The sequence below is a fragment of the Streptomyces mesophilus genome, from assembly GCF_040300965.1.
Lineage (GTDB): Bacteria > Actinomycetota > Actinomycetes > Streptomycetales > Streptomycetaceae > Streptomyces > Streptomyces mesophilus_A.
Map to the genome: position 1 here is coordinate 55,360 of NZ_JBEPEW010000022.1, position 19,980 is coordinate 75,339.

Below are 19,980 nucleotides of genomic sequence, written 5' to 3' on the forward strand. Positions count from 1 at the left end.
GTGGGCGGAGTGCGGTCATGAGCGGTGAGCTCGACTGGGAGCCGGGAGTCGAGCGCTGGTCGTACGACGGGGACCACGCCCTGCCGGACTCGTTGCGCGCGCTCACCCCGCCCTGGGACCGCTGTCTCCCGGCCGAGGTCCGGTCGCTGCCCCGTACGGATACGGAGGTGGCGCGGGCCCGCGCCGCTCTGGTGGGTCTGCTCGACGACCCGCCGCCGCCCACGCCGCGCGCCCCGGCTCCCGGGCTCCTCGAACACGCCTGGGAGTGGGCGGGCTCGGCGGTACGCGAGCGGATCCCGCATCCGGCCGACGTCACGTGGCCGCGCGTGGACGCGATCGCCGCCGAACTCCTGCCTTCCGCAAAGCCGTTGGAGGCGCACGCTCTCTCCCATATCGAGGTCACGCTCCTGCACCTGATCCACGACTGGCGCGCGGACGCGGCCGACTCGATCTGGTCCTGGCTCGCGCTCGACCCCGACCCCGGGCGGTTCGCCGACTGGGCGGCCCCGCTCGCCGAGCGTTCCGTGACCGAGCGCCTGGAGGCCGACTCTGCGATCGCCTATCTCGGTGCGGCCGGTGCCGTGGACGCCCTGACACGCCTGGCCGAGAAGCCGGATGGGCCCGCCACCTGGGACGACGCGGAAACGGCCCGCGACATGCTGGCGGAGCTCCGTACACGCGGACGATAATCGGCGACCAACTGTCCCTTTTCTCCGAATAGTTGGGATCGCTGCCATGCCCTTGCCCGAGGATGCCCCCGGCACCACCCGGCAGGCACCGCCCGAGCGGCCGTCGTACATGGACTCCCGCTTCTTCAACCCGATGCTCAAGTACGTCTCGCGCACCCAGGCCGCGCTCTACCGGGCGACGGACGGCCGGATCGGCGGCACGTTCCGCGGTGAGCAGCCGATCTGCCTGCTCACCACCAAGGGCCGCAAGTCCGGCAAGCTGCGCACGAACTCGCTGATCTATCTCCCGTACGGGGATTCGGTGGTCGTGGTCGCGTCCAAGGGCGGCGCCCCGCAGCACCCGCTCTGGTACCGCAACCTCACCGCGGAGCCCAAGGTGCTCGTCCGTACCGGCGCCCACCTGCGCGCGATGCGGGCGCGGACGGCGGACAAGGCCGAGCGCGAGGAGCTGTGGCCGAAGCTGGTGGACCTGTACGAGGAGTACGCCTGGTACCAGTCCTGGACCGACCGGGAAATCCCGGTGGTGATCTGCGACCCGATCTAGCATCGGCCGCATGAGCACCGACCCCGTGAACACCGCACCCCACAGTGAGCGTTCCTTCGACGAGCTGGTCCGTGAAGCCGAAGAGGCCGACGTCTCCGGCTGGGACTTCAGCTGGTTCGAGGGGCGGGCCACCGAGCTGCGGCCCAGCTGGGGCTATCAGCGTCTGCTGTCCGAGCGCCTCGGTGCGGCCGGGGCGACGCTCGATCTGCAGACCGGCGGGGGTGAGGTGCTCGCGGGTGCGCTGCGGATGGCGGCGCGGGCGCCGGGAGTGAGCGCGGCGACGGAGGCGTATCCGCCGAATGTCCTGAAGGCCACGCGGCTGCTGCATCCGCTGGGGACGACGGTGGTGGCGGCTCCCGACGAGCCGCCGTTCCCCATCGCGGACGGGGCGTTCGACCTCGTGACCAGCCGGCATCCGGTGAAGGCGCATTTCGCGGAGATCGCGCGGGTGCTCGCGCCCGGCGGCACGTACTTCGCCCAGCACGTGGGCCCCGCCAGCGTCTTCGAACTGGTCGAGTACTTCCTCGGCCCGCAGCCGGAGGAAGTGCGCCGCGGCCGGCATCCGGACGATGAGCGGGCCGAGGCGGAGGCAGCGGGCCTGCACGTCCTCGATCTCCGTCTGGAGCGGCTGCGGATGGAGTTCCACGACATCGGCGCGGTCGTGCACTTCCTGCGCAAGGTGATCTGGATGGTCCCCGGCTTCACGGTCGCCGCGTATCTGCCCCAACTGCGGGCGCTTGACGCGCAGATCAGGTCCGAGGGGCCGTTCGTGGCGCACAGCACGCGGTTCCTGATCGAGGCGCGGAAGGGGCGCGACTAGCGGGCTCCGGCGGCCGGCTGGGAGCCGGGGGCGCCGGAGGTCCTGGAGGTCTTGGCGGTCCCGGAGGTCCCGAGGTCCCGGAGGCGTCAGGGGCCGAAGCGTCGCGCCTGCCCCGTATGGATGTCGCCGACCCACTCCCAGCCGGGCTTGGCCGAGGGGCCGAGGCGCGGGTCGTCCGGGTCATGGCCGTCGCGCAAGGCGTGCAGGTACGCGCGGTCCCGCGCGATCCGTTCGCGTACCTCCGCGGCCCGGCCGACGGTGCCGTGACCGGGGACGACGGCCGTCACCTCGTCGGCCACGTCCTCGATCACTCGCAGCCCGGTGAGGTAGTCCTCGATCGCGTCGGCGGTGTCGTCGAGCATCGGCACGAGGACGTCCGAGAGCATGTCGCCGGCGGCGAGCACACCGGTCTCCTCGATCAGCAGCGCGGCATGGCCGGGGGCGTGCGCCGGGTGCTCGATGATCCGGACGTCGGGGCCGTCCCAGGGAACCTTCGCCGTGCCGGCGGGCAGACCGGTGAGGAGGCCGAACAGGTCGAGCGGCACCTCGCCGGCGACTTCCGGGGGCAGCCCCTCGGCGACGTCCGTCTTCCAGTTCGCCTGCGCGCGCAGGTCCCGCATATACGCGGCGCCGCGGGCCGTCCCGTAACGGGGTGCCGGTCCGAGCTCGTCGTGCCAGAGCACGTGGTCCCAGTCGGGGTGCGTGGAGAAGCCCGCCACCACGGGTCGGCCCGCCTCGCGCAAGTCCTGTGCGAGGCAGCTCATTTCGGAGTCCGTGATCCCGGCGTCGATGAGCAGCACGCCGGTGCTGCCCTGCACGGCCACCGTGTTGTTCAGGAGCAGTTCGCTCACGTGGATCTGGACACCCGGTGCGACCGGCTGCAGCATGGCTTTCCCTCCGCCTGTGGTTGACCCTCGCTCCGTGGCTGGCCCTCGCCTGTGGCCGGCCCTCGCCTGTGGCCGGCCCTCGCTCCGCCGTGACGCTACCGAAATCCGGATGCCTCCGTACCCGGTCCTGGTTAACGTCCGCCCCATGACGCCTTCTCTCGAACGCCCGCCCCTGACCCCCGACGAGCGCACCTCCCTGGTCGGCTGGCTCGATCTGCAACGGCAGATCCTGCGCTGGAAGTGCGAGGGCGTGAGCGAGGAGGACGCGCATCGAGCCGTACTGCCGTCCTCGCCGCTGACCACCATGGCGGGTCTGATCGCCCATATGCGGTGGGTGGAGCACACCTGGTTCGAGGTGCTGTTCCTCGGCGGCGACGAGAGGGAGAACCCGTCCTTCGACGAGGACCGTGAGGACGCGGACTGGGATACGAAGGGGTGGACGCTGGCCGAGCTGCTCGCCGCGTACGAGGCGCAGTGCGCGCGGAGCAACGAGATCGTCGCCGCCGCGTCGCTCGACGATGTGGGGCGGCATAAGGGGTATCGGTCCGGGGGTGCGAACCTTCGCTGGATGCTGACGCACATGGTCGAGGAGACCGCGCGGCACGCCGGGCACGCGGACATCGTCCGGGAGCTGCTCGACGGGGCGAAGGGGTATTACTGAGCGGTGCGTCGAAGGGGCGGGCGGCGAACCGCCCGCCGCTGGGCGCTACTTGAGCGTGTACTCGCACAGGGCGCTCTTCTCCCCTGCGGCTTCTCGGCGGCCTTCTTGCCGTCCACGGCGATCGAGCACGCGGGAAACTCGAGGGTGCCGTCCGCGGTCGGAACGGGCCGCCGGAGACACCGACATAGAGGCCGACGGTGAGTTCGGCGCCTTCGAGCGTGGTCTTCTCGGTCTTCTTCCCAGGCGGCGCGCCATTGGGCTCGCCCTCAGGCCGCCCCCAGCGCCTCGCGGATCCGGGCGATGACCGTGGCGGGCGAGGCGAACACCTGCACCGCTGTGAAGCGCAGGACCGTGTCGATCTCCGGACAGGACTGGAGCGCGTTGAACCGCCCCAGGTCACGGACGTGCGCCTCGCGGCTGCCGTGGTACGCGTAACCCTCGATCTCGACGGCCACGCGCTGTTCCCGGAAGAGGAAGTCGACGCACACCCGGCGTCCCCGGCCCGCCGCCAGCTCCACCTGCGACTCCGGGCGCAGCCCCGCCTCGACCATCCGCAGCCGCGCGATGGTCTCGGCAACCGATTCACTGCGGGGGTCGGCGAGGGCCAGCCGGTGCTGCGCCTTGCGCCGGCCGCCGGCGTACGGCAGTTCGCCGGCGGCCGCGGTCAGGTGGTCGAGCCCGACCAGCGGAGGGCGTCGCGTGTCTCCCCTGCCCCGCCAGGTCAGCGCCGAGTCGACGGCGGTCAGGGCGTCGTCCAGGGAGCCGGCCCGCAGCAGGTCGGTGAGGGTGCGGAGCGGTGTGGTGACCCGCAGTCCGTCGTCGACCTCACGCGTCTCGCGCACGGCCAGGGCGCACCGGTGGACCTTCACGTCGGAGCGGAGTTTGCGGTTCGCTCCGCGCAGGTCGGTGAACTCCAACCCATCGCCGTGCGCGAACAGTTCGATGGACTGGAGGCGGGCGGCCGTGCGGTGGCTGGCGATGAGGTGGGGGGACGCCGCCTGGACGGCCCGCACCCGCATCCCGACGTCGACCTCCGCGCCGGGCACGGCCCAGGCTGCGGTCCCGAGCCGCACCCACCCCTCCTTCCGTACGCGCCCGTACACCGCACCACGGGACCAGCCCGCGGCGACGGCATCGGCCAGCAACAGCACTCCATGACGCACGATCCCCCGCAGCTCTCGCATGGGCAGATGATCTCGGCAGTGGGGGGAAGGTGGGTGGGGCTGTGGATAAGCGGGGGGGTTGGTGGGGTGGTGGTGGGGCGGGCTGGTGGGGCGGGGTGGTGGTGGGGTGGGCTGGTGGGCTGGTGGGTTGATCCGGGTGATTGGGGGACCTGGTGTTCGTGCCGGGGGTGTTTTTGTCCGGTATGCGGTGAACATTTGGTCCCCTGATGGGGTTGGGGGGCTTGGCGGCGTTGGGGGGGTGCGGGTGCGTAAGGGGTGCGGTTGGGACGTATTGAGGGTGGCTGGGGTGCGTGGGTGGTTGCGCGGACCTCGCGCGGGTTCGTTGTCGGCTGTCCCGCCGTCGGGCTTCCTTTCACCTATTGCTGTGAGAGATGGGGGATGGCAGTTGCCGTGAGAGGTGGGAAGTGACCGTTGCCGCGGAGGGGTGGGCGGTGACCGTTGCCGTGAGAGGTGAGGAGTGGCCGTTGCCGTGGGGGATGTGGGGTGGTGTGGTGTTTGCGGGGCGGGGCGGGGCGTAGGGCGTTTCTGGCCCCGAAGGTCAGGGTGGCGGCGGCTGAGACGGCTCCCCTCGAACGCAATCGCCGGTCTTTGTGATCCCTGAGAGCAATAGGGGAAAGGAAGTCCGACGGCGGGTTGGCCGACGACGGCGCCGCGCGAGGTCCGCGCAACCACCCACGAACCCCAGCCACCCTTCATACGTCCCGACCCCAGGCACAACGGTGGCGCAGCCGCCGACGCAGCCAAGGGGGCACACGCCGCCAGGCATCCACGGACGTAGCCGAGGACGCACACGCCGCCAAGCGCCCATGGACGCACCCGAGGACGCACACGCCCCCAAGCACCCATGGACGTAGCCGAGGACGCACACGCCGCCAAGCGCCCATGGACGTGGCCGGGGGCGCCGACGCCGCACCAAGCGCCCATGGACGTGGCCGAGGGGGCATGCGCCGCCAAGCGGTCGCCGACGTAGTCGAGGGGCATGCGTCGGCAGGTGTGCGTGGGTGGAAGGGCTCGGTGTATGCGGACGGGAAAGCGAATCCGTCCCGTGACGCGCCCGGCTGAGCGGGGCGTCTCGGGACGGATTCAGCGAGGGGAGGGACAGGGGGTGGGGGCAAGTCGGGTTGCACTAGGGGGCGTTGGTCAGGCGGTGGCGAGCGCGGCCTCGATCTTGGCGAGCATCGCCGTCACGCCCGGGGTGGGGCCGCCCTTGAGGGCGTGGATGCCGGAGGCGAGGGCGACGCCCACGGCGGCGCGGAAGTTGTCGGCCTCGGCCGGGCTCTTCCGCTCGAGCAGGGCGACCGCTTCGGCGAGGGCCGGGAAGACCTTGTCGGCGATTTCGGCGACGGACTTGCCGCTCAGATCCTTGACCTTCGACTTCTCCGCGAGGGCGTAGCCGATCGGGCCGGTGCCCGAGTACAGGGCGATCGAACCGTGCGTGGCGACCTTGTGCGGCGAACCCGACGCGGCGGCCAGCAGGGAGACGGCGCCGTAGGCGGCGGTGCGGAGGGTGGCCTTCTCGTCGACGGAGAGGGTCAGGGCGGCGGCGGTGGCGACAGACATGGTGGAAGCTCCTTGGTTGGTTTTCCGTGGCCCCGTCTGGGGCCGTGACACCACTATGGCACACTCATGGCGCCATGGCGAGTCCAATCTGGCGCCTAGTTGGCGTCACGCATGGCTCTATGCCCTCTGAGCTGGGATTTCGTTCGGAAAAATCTTTGGCTCGGTGGCGCCACCGTGGCACCACCGAGTCGCCGGTACGGGTCAAGGGGCGGCCGCGTACGCCGCCGTGGTGGCGCGGGGCAGGACGGCCCAGGTGCGGGTGCCACCGCCCGGCTCGGGGGATTCATCGCACCCCCAGGCGCCCTCGCAGCACTTCACGACGCGGGCGAGGAGGCGGAGGGCACTGCGGCGGCGGGCGTCCAGGGCGGCGGCGAGGCGGGGGTGCGCGGGGTGCGGTTCGCCGTCGTAGACCGTGACACGGAGGGCGCCGGCGCGATAGCGGAGGGAGACGTAGATCTGCGCGGCCGGAGTCAACCGGCATGCGGCCGCGGTGAGTTCGCCGACCGCCTGGACCGCGGCGTCGATGAGTTCGGGGAGATGGTGGGCGGTGAGGATATGGCGGGTGACGGCGCGGGCGATGGCCGGGGTGGAGAGCGCCGCGGGGAGGGTCAGGCTGTACGCGAGACCGTCGGGCTCGACGTCTGCTTCCACGCCAACGCTTGCGTTCGGTACGAGGGTGAGCGACATGGGGAACTCCCTGGTGCGGTGAGGGAATTGGACGGGCACGGTCGGCCGCGGGTGCACTGCGTGAGGTGGTGGCTCTGTCCCCGCGGACGCCGGCGCCTGGCGGGCAGGGGTGCGCTTCCGGATTCACGCCCCACATTCGCGTGACCGATGCGCTACTGACTGTAAGGGTAAAGGTGCCCCACGTGTCACCTCTTCGGCGAAACATGGGTCCAGCCGTACACTTCCGCGCATGGCGACCAGGACGTCCCCGACAGAGCGTCAGAAGCGACTAGGGGCTGAGATTCGGAAGTTGCGGGCGGCGGCGGGGCAGTCCATCGAGTTCGCCGCCGGGCTGCTCGGAGTTGACCGCAGCAACATGTCGAGCATGGAGTCCGGCGTCCGCGCGATCAGCCCGGAGCGCGTACGCACCCTGGCCTGTAACTACGCGTGCTCCGACCAGGAGTACGTGGATGCGCTGGCCGACATGGCCGGGTACCGCAAGCGCGGCTGGTGGGAGCGGTATCGGGGTCAACTCCCCGCTGGATTCATGGACATCGCAGAGATGGAGTGGCACGCAAAGCGGATGCGCAGCGCCAACTTCATCCACATGCCCGGGCTGCTCCAGACCGGCGATCAGGCGCTCGCCATCTTCCGTACGGCCGTACCCGCGCTGCCCGAGCACGAGGTCGCCCTGCGTGTGGCCTACCGCCTCGAGCGGGCGAAGATACTGACCGACGGAGCCGCGCACGAGTACGTCTCGATCATCCATGAGGCCGCCCTGCGCATGCAGTTCGGCGGGCGCAAAGTGGTGGACGCACAACTGGCGCACCTGCTCGCCATGTCCGAGCACGAGCAGGTAACACTGCGCGTGATCCCGTTCGCGGCCGGCGAGTTTCCGGGAGCCGGGCAGACGGTGTTCCACCTAGAGGGCCCAGTGCCGACACTGGACACCGTCCAGGTGGACAACGCCCACGGTCCGGAATTCCTGCACATGGAAGCCCAGTTGAACAGGTACCGGGGTCAGCTCAACTGGATGGAGCGCATCGCCCTCTCGCCCGAGGAGTCCCGCGACTTCATCCGCGCCATCGCCAACGAACACTGAAGGGACGCCGTATGGCTGACATCACGTGGGAAGAGCCGTTCTGCGCGGAAGGCTCCAGCTGCTTCCAGCTCGGAACCGACCAGCAAGGCAACGGCTACATCACCCTCGCCGGCGCCGAAGAGACGTATCTCCGCGACAGCCGGGACGCGCTGCGGCAGCTGATCCTCGACATCAAGGCGGGCAAGGCGGACCACCTGCTGTAGCCGTCCTCCGCAGGCCGTTCAAGGTGCGTGCAAGATCTGCGCAGGGCCGGTTCCCCATGCTTGCCTCCGCCGCCACACATGTGGCGGTTGTGACGGGGAGGGAACCCATGAACTTCCGTAGCACGCGCGGCCGTCTGGCCGCCGCCGCGATCGGCGCCCTGGCCGCCTGCACCATGGCGGTCAGCGCGACGCCCGCCTCGGCGGCCGCCTCCGACGGTTACCTCAGCGGTGGCGGCTCCATCTTCGACGACTTCGGCGACGAGGGCACCCTGTCCACGTCCTCGTACGCGTCGTCCGGCGTGACCTGCTTCTGGCAGAACGTGCTCTACGCCGAGGGCGCCATCGAGTCGGACGGATCGACGTTCGACCGGGAGGACATCGACGGCCACTTCGGCGCCAACACCAAGGCCGCCACGCAGAGCCTTCAGAGGCGGTGGAGCCTGACCGCCGACGGCATAGTCGGCAACGGCACCTTCGGCAAGGCGGACCGTAAGCGGACCTACCTCCCGGACGTGGACGGCGGCGTATGGACTACGGGTCTGGAGCACCTGGACACCTACTCCAACGGCCATATCACGGCCAAGTATCACGGCGTGAAGCACACCTTCCGCATGAACCGCGGGTACCAGGGACGCTGGGACTTCGTCAACGCGCGGAACTACGGGAACTGGAACCTCGCCTCGTACAACACTCTCCACTGCGCGTAGACGTCACCCGTGAGACCGAACGGGCCCGATCCCGGCGGGGTCCGGCCCGTTCGGTCTCAGGACCACCTGCTGTAGCCCCGAGCTGGGGATTCCAGGTTGCTGCAAGGTGCGCCTGCGACTCTCTCCGCATCACTTCCCGACGGAGAGGGACTTCATGAACTTCCGTACCACGCGCGGCCGTCTGGTCACCGCCGCGATCGGCACGCTGGCCGCCTGCACCCTGGCGGTCAGCGCGACGCCCGCCTCGGCGGCCGCTTCCAACGGTTACATCAGCGGCGCCGGTTCCATCTACGACGACTTCGGCGACGAGGGCACCCTGTCCACGACCTCGTACGCGATCTCCAACGCGACCTGCTTCTGGCAGAACGTCCTCTACGCCGAGGGCGCCATGAAGAACTCCGAGTACCGCTTCGCCAAGACCGACATCGACGGCGAATTCGGCTCCAAGACCAAGTACGCCACGCGCAACCTGCAGCACCGCTGGGGCCTGACCATCGACGGCATCGTCGGCAAGGGCACCATGAGCAAGCTGGACGCGAAGCGGCAGTACACGGACATCGACGGCGGCACGTGGGTCGGCAAGCTCCAGTACGTGCGCACCACCAGCAACGGCAACATCGTGGCCATCTACCACGGCAAGTACCACAGCTTCGACGTGGGCCGTAGCGAAAGCGGCCGCTGGTGGTTCGAAGACGTGAGCACCGGATCCCACAACACGGCCAGCTACCACTCGGACGGCCGCTGCTGATCGCCCGTTCTGCGGGGGCTTCCCGGCCGCCTCCCTCAGGAGGCAGCCGGGCAAGGCCGGCCGCGGTCCGCGGCCGGCAGCGACGCGTCGCCGAGCAGCAGGTACGGGGACGTTGAGGTGATGGCGGCCCCTTCGCCGGGGAGTTCGGCCACGGGGACGACCGGCCGCACGCAGACCCACTCGGGTGTGATGCCGTAGTACGGCGGAAGGCCGCGTCCGTCGTACGCGGCCGCCCTGGCCGCCTCCCCCGCGTCGACGGCCGGCTGGACCGCCAGGTAGACCGGGCCGCCGACGAAGGCGACGAGCGTGAACAGGGCGGTGAGCGCGCCGTAGAGCCAGCGGTCGCGGACCACGCGGTGGAAGTGCTTGAGGTAGCCCCACATCGCGGGGGCCACGAGCCACAGGCTCATCGCGACGGCCACCTTCGCCGAGGCCGTCGCCCGCCGGAGCACATGGATGCCGACGTCGTCGGGGTCGAAGCCGAAGGCCGTCAGGTAGTAGCTGTGGACCACCGTGCCGAGGCCCGGCAGGAAGACGAGGAGCAGGGGCAGCGCGGCCGGGAACAGCCAGGGCATCCAGGACTGCCATCTGAGGGTGCGGATGAGAAGGCGGAGTCCGACGGCCACCAGGTAGGCGGCGATGGCCAGTTGGAGGACCTCGCCGCTCGCGTCCTCGAAGGGCGCAGGCCGTGTGAGGGAGCCCAGGTACGAGAGCCCGAGGAACAGCAGGGCGCCCACCACGCACTTCCACGGCGCGACGCCCCAGGCGCGGTGGGCGTAGCCCGCCGAGGCGAAGGCGGCCAGGCTCCAGAGCACCGGGCCGATGATCTCGAACGGGTAGACGTTGCCGGTCGCCGCCACCAGCCAGAGCAGCAGCCACAGATGCCCGAGCCAGGCGAGGCGTACGCGCAGCTCGCGGCGGCCGAGGCGGGCGTCGAGGTCGGCGGCCTCCTCTCCGCCGCGCAGCCGGAGCCCCGGACGGGCGGGCGGGAGACCGGGCAGGGGCCGTCGGGCCAGGGTGATCGCTTCGGCCCTGGTCGCGGCGCGCACCTGGCGGCCGGTGTCGCGCCAGCCGAAGAACTTCTGTGTCTCCAGCCACCACTTGGCGGGCCGGGAGACCGGGAGCGGGGACGGCATGTGGTACGCGTGCCAGGCCCGGGTGCCGATGGTGCGGCGCCTGAGCAACTCGGCCGCCTGGACGGTCAGTTCGAGCGACAGGTCGTCGCCCAGTGTCTCCACCCGGGAGCGGGCGCCGTAGACCGCGCCCAGGGAGGAGCCGAGGAGGCGGACCTCGACGGTGTACGTGAGGTCGGCCAGGGCGGCCGGCTCCGTGGGCCGCTCGGCGGGCGCCACCAGCACGACCCAGCCACGCGCCGCGCAGGCCGCCTCGAAGAGCTCGCAGTCCGTGACGGTGCCGCGCAGGTGCACGAGGGTGACGATGCGCTGGTCGAAGGCGGGCATACGACTCCCCCGGCCGTACGGGAACGGGTGCGGGCCAGGCCTCGTGGGAGGCCCGGCCCTGACGTGCTGGTGGTGCCGCTAGCTCTGGGAGTCCGCCTGCTCCCCTCGCGGGAAGGAGACCTCCACGCGGCGGTTCTTCTTGCGGCCCTCCTCCGAGGAGTTGTCCGCGATCGGGTAGTCCTCGCTGTAGCCGCGGACCTCGAACGTGACGTCCGCGCCGAGCGATTTGGACAGCTCGTTGTGCACGGCGTCGGCGCGCTTCTTGGAGAGCGTCTTGCCGTGGGCGTACGAGCCGAGGTTGTCCGTGAACCCGAAGACCCGGACCTTGGTCGCGCCCTGGGCCTCGATCTCGTCGGCGATGGCCTGGATGCGGGACTGGGCGTCCGGGTTGAGCTTGGCGCTGTCCTTGCCGAAGAGGACCTCGGCCTGGAGGGCGAACTTGACGTCGGAGTTGGTGTCCTCGCGGCGCTCTTCGCCGCCGAGGTCTTCTACGACGGATTTGATGTCGAGGACCTTGGCGGGGGCGAGGGTTGCACCGTCTTCGAGCTTCAAGTTCGGGGAGCCGGCATCCACTTCGGGTGGTGGGCTGGTGCTCGTGGAGCCTGGTGGCTGACTTGGGGTCGGGTCGTCAGCGTGGGCTGTGCCGATGGTGAGGGTGAGTGTGGTCAGCAGGGCGGCTGCTGTGAGAGTGGCCGACTTTCGCATGGGTCACTCGCCCTCGGAGATTTCGATCTCGGTGGCCGGGACATCAGCGATTTGGAAGGTGACCTTGGAGGTGGACTCAGGAGGCGCGGGGAACTGTGCATACCAGGTCGCGGTCTCTCCTCCCTTGACCCCCGCAGGGAAGCGCGTGCACAGGCAACGCCCTTCGGTGTCCCGGAGAATGAAATACCGCTTCTTTCCAACCTTGTCGACCAGGGTGGCGCCAGCCAGTGAGGATGAGTTACCCCTCAGCTCGGTCTCGTCACCCACCCAGTTCCGGGCAACCCAGCGACCATTGCCGTTGTTCGTGACCTTGCCAGTCACTGTCAGGAAATCGCCTTCGTCCCGAACAGCAGAGTTGATCACCACGGTGACGTCATCGGCTGCCTGAATTTCGGCCAGCACTTGCTCGTCTGCCGGCGCCTCCGGCTCCTCCTTCTGCTTCCCGTCGCCCTTGTCCTTGGCAGGGCTGGACTCGGAGCTGGTGTTCTCCTTGCCGTCGCCCCCGTCTCCACCGCACCCAGCCACCCCGAGGACCAAGCCACTCGCGATCACCACTGCGGTCAGTGCCCTGCGGACCTTCATGTGCGCATCCTTCTCTCGTCATTCCGCCAGGTTGACTTCGTAAAGTTGCTTGGCCGTGGGGAGATCACCGGCGTTGAACGTCTTGGGATCTATAACCCACAGGCCACTGCCGTCGCAGAAGAACTCGATGGTCTGTCCGGGGACGTTGGCCACCATGTGACAGCGAGGCTCGATCACGGCGGTCGCTTCCGCCTGAGCATGCATGTCCTCGGTGTTTGGGACCAAGGAGTCACCGACCGTGTAGTTGGTCTCGATCCCAGCCTCGTAGGCAAGGTCGCCTTGCACGAAGGTCGGGGTCACGAACCGTACGGTCGAGTCGTTGTCCGCAGCAAGCTGGTCGGCTGCTGGGCGCCCAGCTGTCGGTGAGGGCACCTTGCCTTCAAGTGGCAGGACCCACGTACCCGTGGGGAGACCAGCAATGACCTGGAGCCTTAACTCGTCGCGGGCTTGCTGCGCAGCGGCGAGGGCGGCCGCATCCGCAGCGGATTGTGCACCGCTGCGGGCGACCGCCCCTTTGGCGAAGACGAAGAAGACGAATGCAGCAAAGAGGACCATCCCCACTACCCACACGAACAGGGGGATGGTCGCTCCTTTATCGCTGCGAGCAGAGGTAAGCATCAGCCGCCGGTGATCGCTTCGACGGCGTCGCCGATCGCACCGGAGATGGTCGCGTCGAGTCCCAGCCCCATCACCGCAGCCACAATCGCCGCGATAAGCACCAGCAGGCCCGCATACTCCACGAACCCTGCGCCCTCGTCCTTGGCTTCGCCCTGCATGCGAGCAACGACGGTGTTCTTCCAGTTCCGCAGCGCCTTCGACATAGCGTTCCCCTCCGGTCTCGGCCGACCGCGTGCCGGCCGACTCACTCTTCTCGTCCACGTCGAGAGCAGAACCGGCTTCCTCCTGGCCGGTGCCGTTCTCGGCGACATGGGAAACGTACGGGGGAACAGGGGCCCCATCGCAGGGCCCGTGGGCCCAACTCCGGGCCCAAAGAGGGGAGGTGACCATCAGAGCCCACCCGCTCCCCTGCCGCGTGCCGTGCCCAGCCAGACCGCGATCGCTTCGCTCCTGCTCGTACTGTGCAGCTTTGCGAAGATGCGGTTGATGTGGTTCTTCACCGTCTTCTCGCTGATGAAGCAGGTGGCGGCTATCTGCTGGTTGCTCATGCCGGACGCGATGAGATCCATGACCTCCACCTCCCTCGAACTCAGACCGAAGTCGGGCCGCTGGCCACGGACTTGGTGGGCCGCGTGGAACCCGGGCGGGCCCTGCGAACCGTTCGGGTTCGACTGTGGCACGGGTGATTGCATTTGCGAAAGACTTTGCTGTGCGAAGGGCGGTTCCGAGACAGGTGGTCCCGGATCCGCCGGATGCGGGACGTCAGGGTCTCCGTACGGGCGCGATGCCTGTACAGGTATCCCGGGAACTTTGCTCGTGCCGGTGAAGGGGACGCCCGTCTCGTAGACCCGGCCCAGGCCGTCGGGGAGGCCGCCGCCCGCCGTACGGGGATCGGGGGCCTGTCCTCGTACATGGGCGAGGAGGGCGTCCTGGGCGGAGGCCGTGAAGTGGGCGCGCCCGGCCTTGATGTCCCGTACGGCGTCGGCGAGTTGGTCGGCGGTGAACTCGCCGTGCACCAGATAGCCGCCCGCGCCCAGGCGCAGGGCTTCCTGGACGATCGCGGACTCACGGCTGTACGTGAGCATCAGGACCGGGGCGACCTTGACCAGGAAGGGGAGGGCGGAGATGCCGTCGACCCCCGGCATGCGGACGTCCAACAGGACGACGTCCGGGCGGTGTTGCTGTGCGACGGCGAGGGCCTGGCGGCCGTCGGCCGCTTCCGCGACCACCTGGAGGTCTTCGCGGCCGCCGAGGAGTGCCGTGAGTCCTGCCCGTACGACGGGATTGTCGTCCGCGACCACGACCCGCAGCGCGGCCGCGGCGGGACGGGACGCCGGGCCGAAGGGGTCCTCGGGCGGCAGCGGCACCTGCGGCGGGGTGTGCTCGGAGCGGGGGGCCGAGGTGTGCGAGGACGTGTGGGTGGAGACGTGGTGCGAGGACGTGTTCGGGGAGACGGACGTGGGGTCGTAGCCGCTGTGGGGGCCTGTGCCCTGGGCCGGGGCGGGGGGAATCGGCGTGCCCGGGGGTGTGTGCCCGGTGGACGGCGCTGCTTCCGGCATGAGCGGCCTCCTCTCTGGTCAGGTCAGGCGAGCTGTGGGGGTTGGGGATGAGCGGGGTGCGGCGCGTGTGGGGCGAGTGCGCCGAGCGGGATGTCGAGGCGTACCTCCGTACCGGCGCTGGCCTTTCCGCGGCCGATGCGGATGCGGGCGCCGATGGCGGCAGCGCGTTCGACCATGCCGACGAGGCCGAAGTGGCCGGCCTTGCGGAGTTCTTCGAGGTCGGTGCCCGGGGGCAGGCCCTTGCCGTTGTCCTGGACGGACAGGCGCAGGAGTTCGTGGGCGATGACGCCGTACTCGACGGTGACGTGGCTTGCGTGGGCGTGGCGGTGGGCGTTCTCCAGGGCCTCGCTCGCGATGGTGAGCAGCTGGCGGGCGACCGCGTGCGGGAGGCGGGGGGCGGGGGCGTCCTTGGTGACCAGGTCGGTGTGGACGCCGGTGCGGGTGGTGAAGTCCGTGGTGCGGGCGCGGAGTTCGTCGGCGGTGTCGACGCCGGGGGTGCCGTTGCCGGTCTCGTCGGTCCTGCCGAAGTCGGTCTTGCGGCGCAGGTCGGAGAGGATCTCGCGTGATTCGGCGGCGGCGCGGCGGGCGCTGCGGGCGACGATGCCGGCCTGGTGGCGGACGGTGAGCGGGTCCATGCGGTCGGCGCCGGCGGCGAGGGCGTCGGCGGACATCGCGACGCCGTGCAGGGTCTTGGCGACGGAGTCGTGCATCTCGCGGGCGAGGCGGGCGCGTTCCTGTTCTACGGCTTCGGTGACGGCGAGGCGCGAGGTGGCTTCGCTGAGGGCCTGGGTGGCGGCGCCGAAGCGGAACATGAGGTTGCGCAGGGTGACGCCGATGATGCCGGCGGCCACGCAGAAGCCGCTGATCAGGGTGGTGCTGGCCGGGTTGTCCATGCGTTCGGCCCAGGCGGTGTAGGCGGCGGCGAGGAGCAGGATCTGGACGGCGGTGTAGATGCCGGCGCCGCGCCAGCCGTAGAGGAGGCCGCCGAGGAGGGGGGTGCAGACGGTGGCGTAGCCGAGGGGCGAGTCCGGGGATGCGGTGAGGAGGAGGACGGCGCCGAAGATCATGTCGATGGCCATGAGCCATTTGTGCTTCAGGACGAGGGGGCCGAGGGTCTCCCAGTCGCGGAGCATGGCGTACGAGCCCATGAGGCTGAAGACGACGGCGGAGCCGATGAGGATCTCGCCGAAGTTGCCCTCTGCCCTTGTCAGGGCGAAGGGGGCGCCCAGCGTGATCATCGCGAGGCGGAAGCCGAAGACCTGGCGGCACAGGGCCTGGAGGGCGTTCAGCTGGATGGGGAGGCTGGGGGCGGGCTCGTCTTCGGCGAAGGCGCTCTGGGGTGGTCCGGTGAGTTGGGGGCCGCTCTGCACCAGGGCCGGCCTTGGTTGCCGGGTCCTTGTCGGGCGGAAGCCGCTCAGGGCGGCGCCGGCTTTGGGGGTGCCGTCTGCGTTGGCCTGGGCTTGGGCGGCTGCGCGTTGGGCCTGGCTGCGGAAGCTCACCGTCTGGCGGTCCATGGTGGTTCGCCTCCCTTCTTTTCTCCCCGCCCCGCCCTTTCACCGTTTCCCGGGGCTCCGCCCCGGGCTCCGCATCCGAACTTCGTTCGGATCGCCTCAAGCGCCGGCGGGGCTGGGGTTGCCGCAGAGGCTGGATGCACGTCAGCCCCCCAGAATCGAGCCGAAGTCGGTGTCCGAGCCGAGGAACATGCCGCAGACGATGAGGATCAAGGTCGCGGGGACCATGAAGACCAGGGTGACCATCGTGGTCTTCGGGATGGTCTTGGCCGCGCGGCGGCGGGCGTTCTGGGCGTCGGTGCGGCGCATGTCGTTGGCGATCTGGATCAGGGTGTCGGCGATCGGCGCGCCCAGCTCCTCGCCCTGCTGGAGGGCCGTGACGAACTGGGAGACCTGCTCCGAGGCGTTGCGGCGGCGGAGCTGCTCGAAGGCGTCGCGGCGGCTCACGCCCATGTCCATCTGGCGGAGCGTGATGCGGAGTTCGTCGGACCAGGGCCCCTCGTAGCGTTCCGCGACGCGGTCCAGGGCCTGGCGGAAGCCGAGGCCGGCCGAGACGACGACCGCGAGGACGTCGAGGAAGTCGGGCAGGGTGCGTTCGATCTGCTCCTTGCGTTCGCGGATGGCCTGCCAGATCAGCGCGTCCGCGGCGAAGAGGCCGAAGGCGAGCGCCAGGAGGCCGAAGACCGGGACGCCATTGGCGAAGAGGGAGAGGGCGCAGACGGCGCCGAAGAGACCGTAGACAGCGCGGCGGGCCGCATAGCGGTCGATGGTGAGGCCGCCGGGGTTGCCCGCCATATCGATCTTCCGGCGCTTGGCGTCCACCTTCTTCGGGCCCATGAGGCGCAGGACCGTGGGCGCGAACCGGATGCCCAGGCGGTCGATCGCCGAGTCCGCGGCCGAGACACGGGACGAGCCCGATTCGAGGGCCACCGCCAGGTCGCCCGGCAGTTTCGCGTCGGCGCGGTACATCCGTATGCCCGCGAAGATCCCCGCCACGGAGAGGGCGAGGAGCGCGGCAAGTCCGAGTCCCAGCACGTGAGTTCAGCCTCCTCAGACTTCGATCTTGCCCAGGCGGCGGATGACGACGAAGCCGACCGCGTACAGGCCGAGCGAGATCAGGATCAGGACCTGGCCGAGGGGTGAGCCGGTGACTTTGGCGAGGGCGCCGTCGTTCATGGCGTTCAGCATCAGCATCGCGCCGACGCCGAGGCACGGGATGGTGAAGGCGGTGGCGTTGACCTCGGAGAGCATGGTGCGGACCTCGCGCCGGGTCTCCTTGCGCTCCTCCAGGGTCTCGGTGAGGTTCCGCAGCGAGCCGACGATGGTGCCGCCCGCGCGGTTGGAGAGGACCAGGGTGGTGACAAGGACGATCAGCTCGCGGGACGGGAGGCGTTCGGCGAGTTCGCCGAGCGCGTCGTCGATGCTGCGGCCGACGGCGAGTTGATTCGATACGACGGTGAGTTCCTCGCCGGCGGGGGCCTCGAGTTCGTCGGCGGCCATGGCGAGGGAGGTGCGCAGGGCGAGTCCGGCGCTGGTGCCGTTGGCCAGGAGGCGTGCGAGGTCCGGGAGTTGGTTGATGAAGGCCTCGATGCGCTTCTGGCGCTGCCAGTTGAGGAAGGTGTTCGCGGACCAGGCGCCGACGATGCCGGCGATCGGGCCGAAGAACGGGGCGAGCAGCGAGGTCGCGATCAGCCAGAGCGCGGCGACGGTGACCATCATGTAGACGAAGAATTCGCCGGGCGTCACGTCCAGACCCGTCGCGGAGAGCTTCAGCTGGATACGGCGCCCCAGTTGCGTACGCCTGAGGCGCTGGTCCACACCGGTGAAACGGCGCTGGCGGCCGACGGTGTGGTGCCCGGTCTGCGCGAGCCGGTCGACCAGGGCCTGGCGCTGGGCCTTGCCGGAGGCGTACGTGTGGAGGCCGGCCGTGGCGAGGGCGCCGCACAGGAGGGTGGAGCCCAGGGCCAGGAGCACGGGACTGTTCATGAGCCGGTTTCCTCTCCGGTCGGCAGCGGGCGCTTCATCGGCTGGTGGCCTCTCGTGTCGGGTGGCGCATCAGCCGGTGGCCTCTCTCGTCAGGGGGCGCATCAGCCGGTGGCCCGTCTTGTCCGGTGGCGTATCGGCCGGTGGCACCTCACCTGGTGGCCCCTCATCTCGTGGCGCATCAGCCGGTGGCCTCTCTCGTCGTCAGCTCGTTCAGGCCGTCCGATACGCCGAAGGCCGGGGGGATCGGTTCGCTGGCCAGGTAGAGGCGTTCGGCGACGCGGCGGGGCAGCGGGAGGTGCTCGTACACGCCGTGGACCACGCGGTCCGCGCTCATGGGCTGGGCGGCGAACCGGCTCACTGTGGTGATCTTGAACTCGTCGCGGCCGTGCGAGACGAGCAGCGCGATCTCGGTGATCTTGCGGGAGCCGTCGGCGAAACGGGTCAGCTGGACGAGCACGTCGACCGCCGAGTTGATCTGGTCCTTGAGCGCCTCGAAGGGGATCTCGACGCTCGACATGGAGCCCAGGGTCTGCAGACGCATCAGCGCGTCCTCGGCGCTGTTGGCGTGCACGGTGGCGAGCGAGCCGTCGTGGCCGGTGGACATCGCCTGGAGCATGTCGAGGGTCTCGCCGCCGCGGACCTCACCGACGATGATGCGGTCGGGGCGCATACGGAGGCTGTTGCGCACCAGGTCGCGGATGGTGATCTGGCCCTTGCCCTCGACGTTGGGCGGGCGGGATTCGAGGCTGATGACGTGGGCCTGCTGGAGGCGGAGCTCGGCCGAGTCCTCGATGGTGATGATGCGTTCGTGGTCGGGGATCAGGGCGGAGAGCGCGTTGAGGAGCGTGGTCTTTCCGGTACCCGTACCGCCGGAGACGATCACGTTGAAGCGGGCGCGTACGAAGCTGCTGAGGAGCATCAGCATGTGTTCGTCGAGGCTGCCCATGCGGATCAGCTCGTTGAGTTTGTACGCGCGGGGGAAGCGGCGGATGGTGAGGGTGGCGCCGGTGAGGCTGAGCGGGGGGATGATCACGTTGACGCGCTCGCCGCTCGGGAGGCGGGCGTCGACCATGGGGGTGCTCTCGTCCACGCGCCGGTTCACGGTGGAGACGATGCGCTCGATGGTCTGCATCAGTTGTTCGTTGCTCGCGAAGCGGAGGGGCAGTTGCTCCACGCGGCCGGCTCGCTCGACGAAGATCGCGTCGGGGCCGTTGACCATGATCTCGGTGATGCTGGCGTCCTCGAGGAGCGGTTCGAGTACGCCGAGGCCGAGGGCCTCGTCGACGACCCTTCGGATGAGCTGGGCCCGTTGGGTCGTGGAGAGGACGGGGCCCTCTCGGCTGATGATGTGGCCGAGTACGCGCTCGAGTCTTGCCCTGCGTTCGCCGGCGGCGAGGCTGGACATTTCGGCGAGGTCGATCTCTTCGAGGAGCTTGGTGCGGTAGACGGCGACGGTGTGGTCGTCTTCGCGGCCGGCGCCGTTCTCCTCCGGAGTGGCTATGCGGGACCTGAGGCTCATGTGGGGTGGTCGCTCCTCAGTCGTCCATGGGCATGGTGACTGTCCGGGTGGCCTGCCAGCCCATGTCCACGAACGGGATCAGTTCCGGGATGTCGACCGTGACCGTGGCGGTCACGGTGTCGGCGCCGCGCGGGGCGGTGATGCTTGCGGAGTCCGCGAGCCAGGTGCTCATGGCTGCGCGGCCCGCCACGTCGGCGCTCTCGTCCAGGGATGCGGCTCTTGCGGCGGCTCTCGCTCCTGATCCGGCCTGGCTGAAGGAGTAGCCGACG

Annotated in this window: 23 protein-coding genes; 8 read left to right on the forward strand and 15 right to left on the reverse strand. The window is 69.8% G+C overall.

Translation table 11 applies throughout. The features are described 5' to 3' along the window. Positions 1-17: 17 nt before the first annotated feature. From ABT367_RS11370 to ABT367_RS11380, 3 genes are read left to right on the forward strand one after another with little or no spacing between them, the layout of a single operon-like run. On the forward strand, positions 18-689 hold the full coding sequence (locus ABT367_RS11370; RefSeq protein ID WP_352251939.1) for a hypothetical protein: 672 nt from the start codon (positions 18-20) through the stop codon (positions 687-689). A gap of 46 nt (positions 690-735) precedes the next feature. Continuing rightward, positions 736-1,233: a nitroreductase family deazaflavin-dependent oxidoreductase gene (locus tag ABT367_RS11375; protein ID WP_352251941.1), complete on the forward strand. Its 498-nt coding sequence runs from the start codon at positions 736-738 to the stop codon at positions 1,231-1,233. A gap of 10 nt (positions 1,234-1,243) precedes the next feature. Then, positions 1,244-2,053 carry a methyltransferase domain-containing protein gene (locus ABT367_RS11380; protein WP_352251942.1) on the forward strand — a complete coding sequence of 270 codons (810 nt, stop codon included), beginning with the start codon at positions 1,244-1,246 and terminating at the stop codon, positions 2,051-2,053. An 86-nt stretch (positions 2,054-2,139) separates the two neighbouring features. Here ABT367_RS11380 and ABT367_RS11385 read toward each other — a convergent pair whose 3' ends face one another. Continuing rightward, positions 2,140-2,940, reverse strand: a complete 801-nt coding sequence (locus ABT367_RS11385; protein WP_352251944.1) for an MBL fold metallo-hydrolase — start codon at positions 2,938-2,940, stop codon at positions 2,140-2,142. A gap of 145 nt (positions 2,941-3,085) precedes the next feature. Between ABT367_RS11385 and ABT367_RS11390 the strand changes: the two genes are divergently transcribed. Continuing rightward, positions 3,086-3,601 (forward strand): DinB family protein, encoded by a 516-nt coding sequence (locus ABT367_RS11390; RefSeq protein ID WP_352251946.1) that lies wholly within the window; start codon positions 3,086-3,088, stop codon positions 3,599-3,601. A gap of 266 nt (positions 3,602-3,867) precedes the next feature. Here the strand turns inward: ABT367_RS11390 and ABT367_RS11395 are convergent, their stop codons facing one another. The 3 genes from ABT367_RS11395 to ABT367_RS11405 form a co-directional block, all read right to left on the reverse strand. After that, positions 3,868-4,785, reverse strand: coding sequence for a DUF559 domain-containing protein (locus tag ABT367_RS11395; RefSeq protein ID WP_352251948.1), 918 nt, complete (start codon positions 4,783-4,785; stop codon positions 3,868-3,870). Between the two features lie 1,140 nt (positions 4,786-5,925). Then, the gene (locus ABT367_RS11400) at positions 5,926-6,345 is read right to left on the reverse strand and encodes a hypothetical protein (protein WP_352251950.1); all 420 of its coding nucleotides are present in this window, start codon (positions 6,343-6,345) and stop codon (positions 5,926-5,928) included. Positions 6,346-6,546: 201 nt separating this feature from the next. Continuing rightward, the gene (locus ABT367_RS11405) at positions 6,547-7,032 is read right to left on the reverse strand and encodes an ATP-binding protein (RefSeq protein ID WP_352251952.1); all 486 of its coding nucleotides are present in this window, start codon (positions 7,030-7,032) and stop codon (positions 6,547-6,549) included. Between the two features lie 229 nt (positions 7,033-7,261). Here ABT367_RS11405 and ABT367_RS11410 point away from each other — a divergent pair, with 229 nt between their 5' ends. The 4 genes from ABT367_RS11410 (at position 7,262) to ABT367_RS11425 (ending at position 9,771) form a co-directional block, all read left to right on the forward strand. Further along, on the forward strand, positions 7,262-8,113 hold the full coding sequence (locus ABT367_RS11410) for a helix-turn-helix domain-containing protein (protein ID WP_352251954.1): 852 nt from the start codon (positions 7,262-7,264) through the stop codon (positions 8,111-8,113). Positions 8,114-8,124: 11 nt separating this feature from the next. Next, on the forward strand, positions 8,125-8,316 hold the full coding sequence (locus ABT367_RS11415; protein ID WP_352251956.1) for a hypothetical protein: 192 nt from the start codon (positions 8,125-8,127) through the stop codon (positions 8,314-8,316). Between the two features lie 107 nt (positions 8,317-8,423). Next, a complete protein-coding gene (locus tag ABT367_RS11420; protein ID WP_352251958.1) occupies positions 8,424-9,023 on the forward strand; it encodes a peptidoglycan-binding domain-containing protein in 600 nt (199 codons plus the stop codon). A 154-nt stretch (positions 9,024-9,177) separates the two neighbouring features. Then, entirely contained in the window at positions 9,178-9,771 is a 594-nt protein-coding gene (locus ABT367_RS11425) for a peptidoglycan-binding domain-containing protein (protein ID WP_352251960.1), read from the forward strand. A gap of 35 nt (positions 9,772-9,806) precedes the next feature. On the opposite strand, the gene ABT367_RS11430 is transcribed toward ABT367_RS11425, so the two are convergent. The 11 genes from ABT367_RS11430 to ABT367_RS11480 all read right to left on the reverse strand — a co-directional run bounded on the left by ABT367_RS11430 (position 9,807) and on the right by ABT367_RS11480 (position 19,883). Then, positions 9,807-11,231 (reverse strand): hypothetical protein, encoded by a 1,425-nt coding sequence (locus ABT367_RS11430; RefSeq protein WP_352251962.1) that lies wholly within the window; start codon positions 11,229-11,231, stop codon positions 9,807-9,809. Positions 11,232-11,309: 78 nt separating this feature from the next. Continuing rightward, entirely contained in the window at positions 11,310-11,936 is a 627-nt protein-coding gene (locus ABT367_RS11435; RefSeq protein ID WP_352251964.1) for an OmpA family protein, read from the reverse strand. A gap of 3 nt (positions 11,937-11,939) precedes the next feature. Then, complete coding sequence (locus ABT367_RS11440; RefSeq protein ID WP_352251966.1) at positions 11,940-12,518, reverse strand: hypothetical protein; 579 nt, start codon at positions 12,516-12,518, stop codon at positions 11,940-11,942. 18 nt (positions 12,519-12,536) lie between these two features. Then, a complete protein-coding gene (locus ABT367_RS11445) occupies positions 12,537-13,136 on the reverse strand; it encodes a pilus assembly protein TadG-related protein (protein ID WP_352251968.1) in 600 nt (199 codons plus the stop codon). Further along, positions 13,136-13,339, reverse strand: coding sequence for a hypothetical protein (locus tag ABT367_RS11450; protein WP_352251971.1), 204 nt, complete (start codon positions 13,337-13,339; stop codon positions 13,136-13,138). The genes ABT367_RS11445 and ABT367_RS11450 overlap by 1 nt, the downstream gene beginning before the upstream one ends. Before the next feature lie 186 nt (positions 13,340-13,525). Beyond that, positions 13,526-14,695, reverse strand: a complete 1,170-nt coding sequence (locus ABT367_RS11455) for a response regulator transcription factor (protein WP_352251973.1) — start codon at positions 14,693-14,695, stop codon at positions 13,526-13,528. Between the two features lie 23 nt (positions 14,696-14,718). Beyond that, on the reverse strand, positions 14,719-16,209 hold the full coding sequence (locus ABT367_RS11460; protein ID WP_352251975.1) for a sensor histidine kinase: 1,491 nt from the start codon (positions 16,207-16,209) through the stop codon (positions 14,719-14,721). A 141-nt stretch (positions 16,210-16,350) separates the two neighbouring features. Further along, entirely contained in the window at positions 16,351-17,241 is an 891-nt protein-coding gene (locus ABT367_RS11465; protein WP_352251977.1) for a DUF5936 domain-containing protein, read from the reverse strand. 15 nt (positions 17,242-17,256) lie between these two features. Next, positions 17,257-18,192: a type II secretion system F family protein gene (locus tag ABT367_RS11470; RefSeq protein WP_352251979.1), complete on the reverse strand. Its 936-nt coding sequence runs from the start codon at positions 18,190-18,192 to the stop codon at positions 17,257-17,259. A 178-nt stretch (positions 18,193-18,370) separates the two neighbouring features. Beyond that, positions 18,371-19,711: a CpaF family protein gene (locus ABT367_RS11475; protein WP_352251981.1), complete on the reverse strand. Its 1,341-nt coding sequence runs from the start codon at positions 19,709-19,711 to the stop codon at positions 18,371-18,373. Positions 19,712-19,727: 16 nt separating this feature from the next. After that, positions 19,728-19,883, reverse strand: coding sequence for a hypothetical protein (locus ABT367_RS11480; RefSeq protein ID WP_352252002.1), 156 nt, complete (start codon positions 19,881-19,883; stop codon positions 19,728-19,730). Positions 19,884-19,980: the final 97 nt, after the last annotated feature.

Coding starts and splice junctions, on each gene's coding strand:
- ABT367_RS11450 (WP_352251971.1), bottom strand. CDS start 13,339: ATGTCGAAGGCGCTGCGGAACTGGAAGAACACCGTCGTTGCTCGCATG.
- ABT367_RS11410 (WP_352251954.1), top strand. CDS start 7,262: ATGGCGACCAGGACGTCCCCGACAGAGCGTCAGAAGCGACTAGGGGCT.
- ABT367_RS11475 (WP_352251981.1), bottom strand. CDS start 19,711: ATGAGCCTCAGGTCCCGCATAGCCACTCCGGAGGAGAACGGCGCCGGC.
- ABT367_RS11395 (WP_352251948.1), bottom strand. CDS start 4,785: ATGCGAGAGCTGCGGGGGATCGTGCGTCATGGAGTGCTGTTGCTGGCC.
- ABT367_RS11380 (WP_352251942.1), top strand. CDS start 1,244: ATGAGCACCGACCCCGTGAACACCGCACCCCACAGTGAGCGTTCCTTC.
- ABT367_RS11440 (WP_352251966.1), bottom strand. CDS start 12,518: ATGAAGGTCCGCAGGGCACTGACCGCAGTGGTGATCGCGAGTGGCTTG.
- ABT367_RS11455 (WP_352251973.1), bottom strand. CDS start 14,695: ATGCCGGAAGCAGCGCCGTCCACCGGGCACACACCCCCGGGCACGCCG.
- ABT367_RS11445 (WP_352251968.1), bottom strand. CDS start 13,136: ATGCTTACCTCTGCTCGCAGCGATAAAGGAGCGACCATCCCCCTGTTC.
- ABT367_RS11415 (WP_352251956.1), top strand. CDS start 8,125: ATGGCTGACATCACGTGGGAAGAGCCGTTCTGCGCGGAAGGCTCCAGC.
- ABT367_RS11400 (WP_352251950.1), bottom strand. CDS start 6,345: ATGTCTGTCGCCACCGCCGCCGCCCTGACCCTCTCCGTCGACGAGAAG.
- ABT367_RS11370 (WP_352251939.1), top strand. CDS start 18: ATGAGCGGTGAGCTCGACTGGGAGCCGGGAGTCGAGCGCTGGTCGTAC.
- ABT367_RS11435 (WP_352251964.1), bottom strand. CDS start 11,936: ATGCGAAAGTCGGCCACTCTCACAGCAGCCGCCCTGCTGACCACACTC.
- ABT367_RS11430 (WP_352251962.1), bottom strand. CDS start 11,231: ATGCCCGCCTTCGACCAGCGCATCGTCACCCTCGTGCACCTGCGCGGC.
- ABT367_RS11425 (WP_352251960.1), top strand. CDS start 9,178: ATGAACTTCCGTACCACGCGCGGCCGTCTGGTCACCGCCGCGATCGGC.
- ABT367_RS11470 (WP_352251979.1), bottom strand. CDS start 18,192: ATGAACAGTCCCGTGCTCCTGGCCCTGGGCTCCACCCTCCTGTGCGGC.
- ABT367_RS11375 (WP_352251941.1), top strand. CDS start 736: ATGCCCTTGCCCGAGGATGCCCCCGGCACCACCCGGCAGGCACCGCCC.
- ABT367_RS11480 (WP_352252002.1), bottom strand. CDS start 19,883: ATGAGCACCTGGCTCGCGGACTCCGCAAGCATCACCGCCCCGCGCGGC.
- ABT367_RS11405 (WP_352251952.1), bottom strand. CDS start 7,032: ATGTCGCTCACCCTCGTACCGAACGCAAGCGTTGGCGTGGAAGCAGAC.
- ABT367_RS11460 (WP_352251975.1), bottom strand. CDS start 16,209: ATGGACCGCCAGACGGTGAGCTTCCGCAGCCAGGCCCAACGCGCAGCC.
- ABT367_RS11420 (WP_352251958.1), top strand. CDS start 8,424: ATGAACTTCCGTAGCACGCGCGGCCGTCTGGCCGCCGCCGCGATCGGC.
- ABT367_RS11385 (WP_352251944.1), bottom strand. CDS start 2,940: ATGCTGCAGCCGGTCGCACCGGGTGTCCAGATCCACGTGAGCGAACTG.
- ABT367_RS11390 (WP_352251946.1), top strand. CDS start 3,086: ATGACGCCTTCTCTCGAACGCCCGCCCCTGACCCCCGACGAGCGCACC.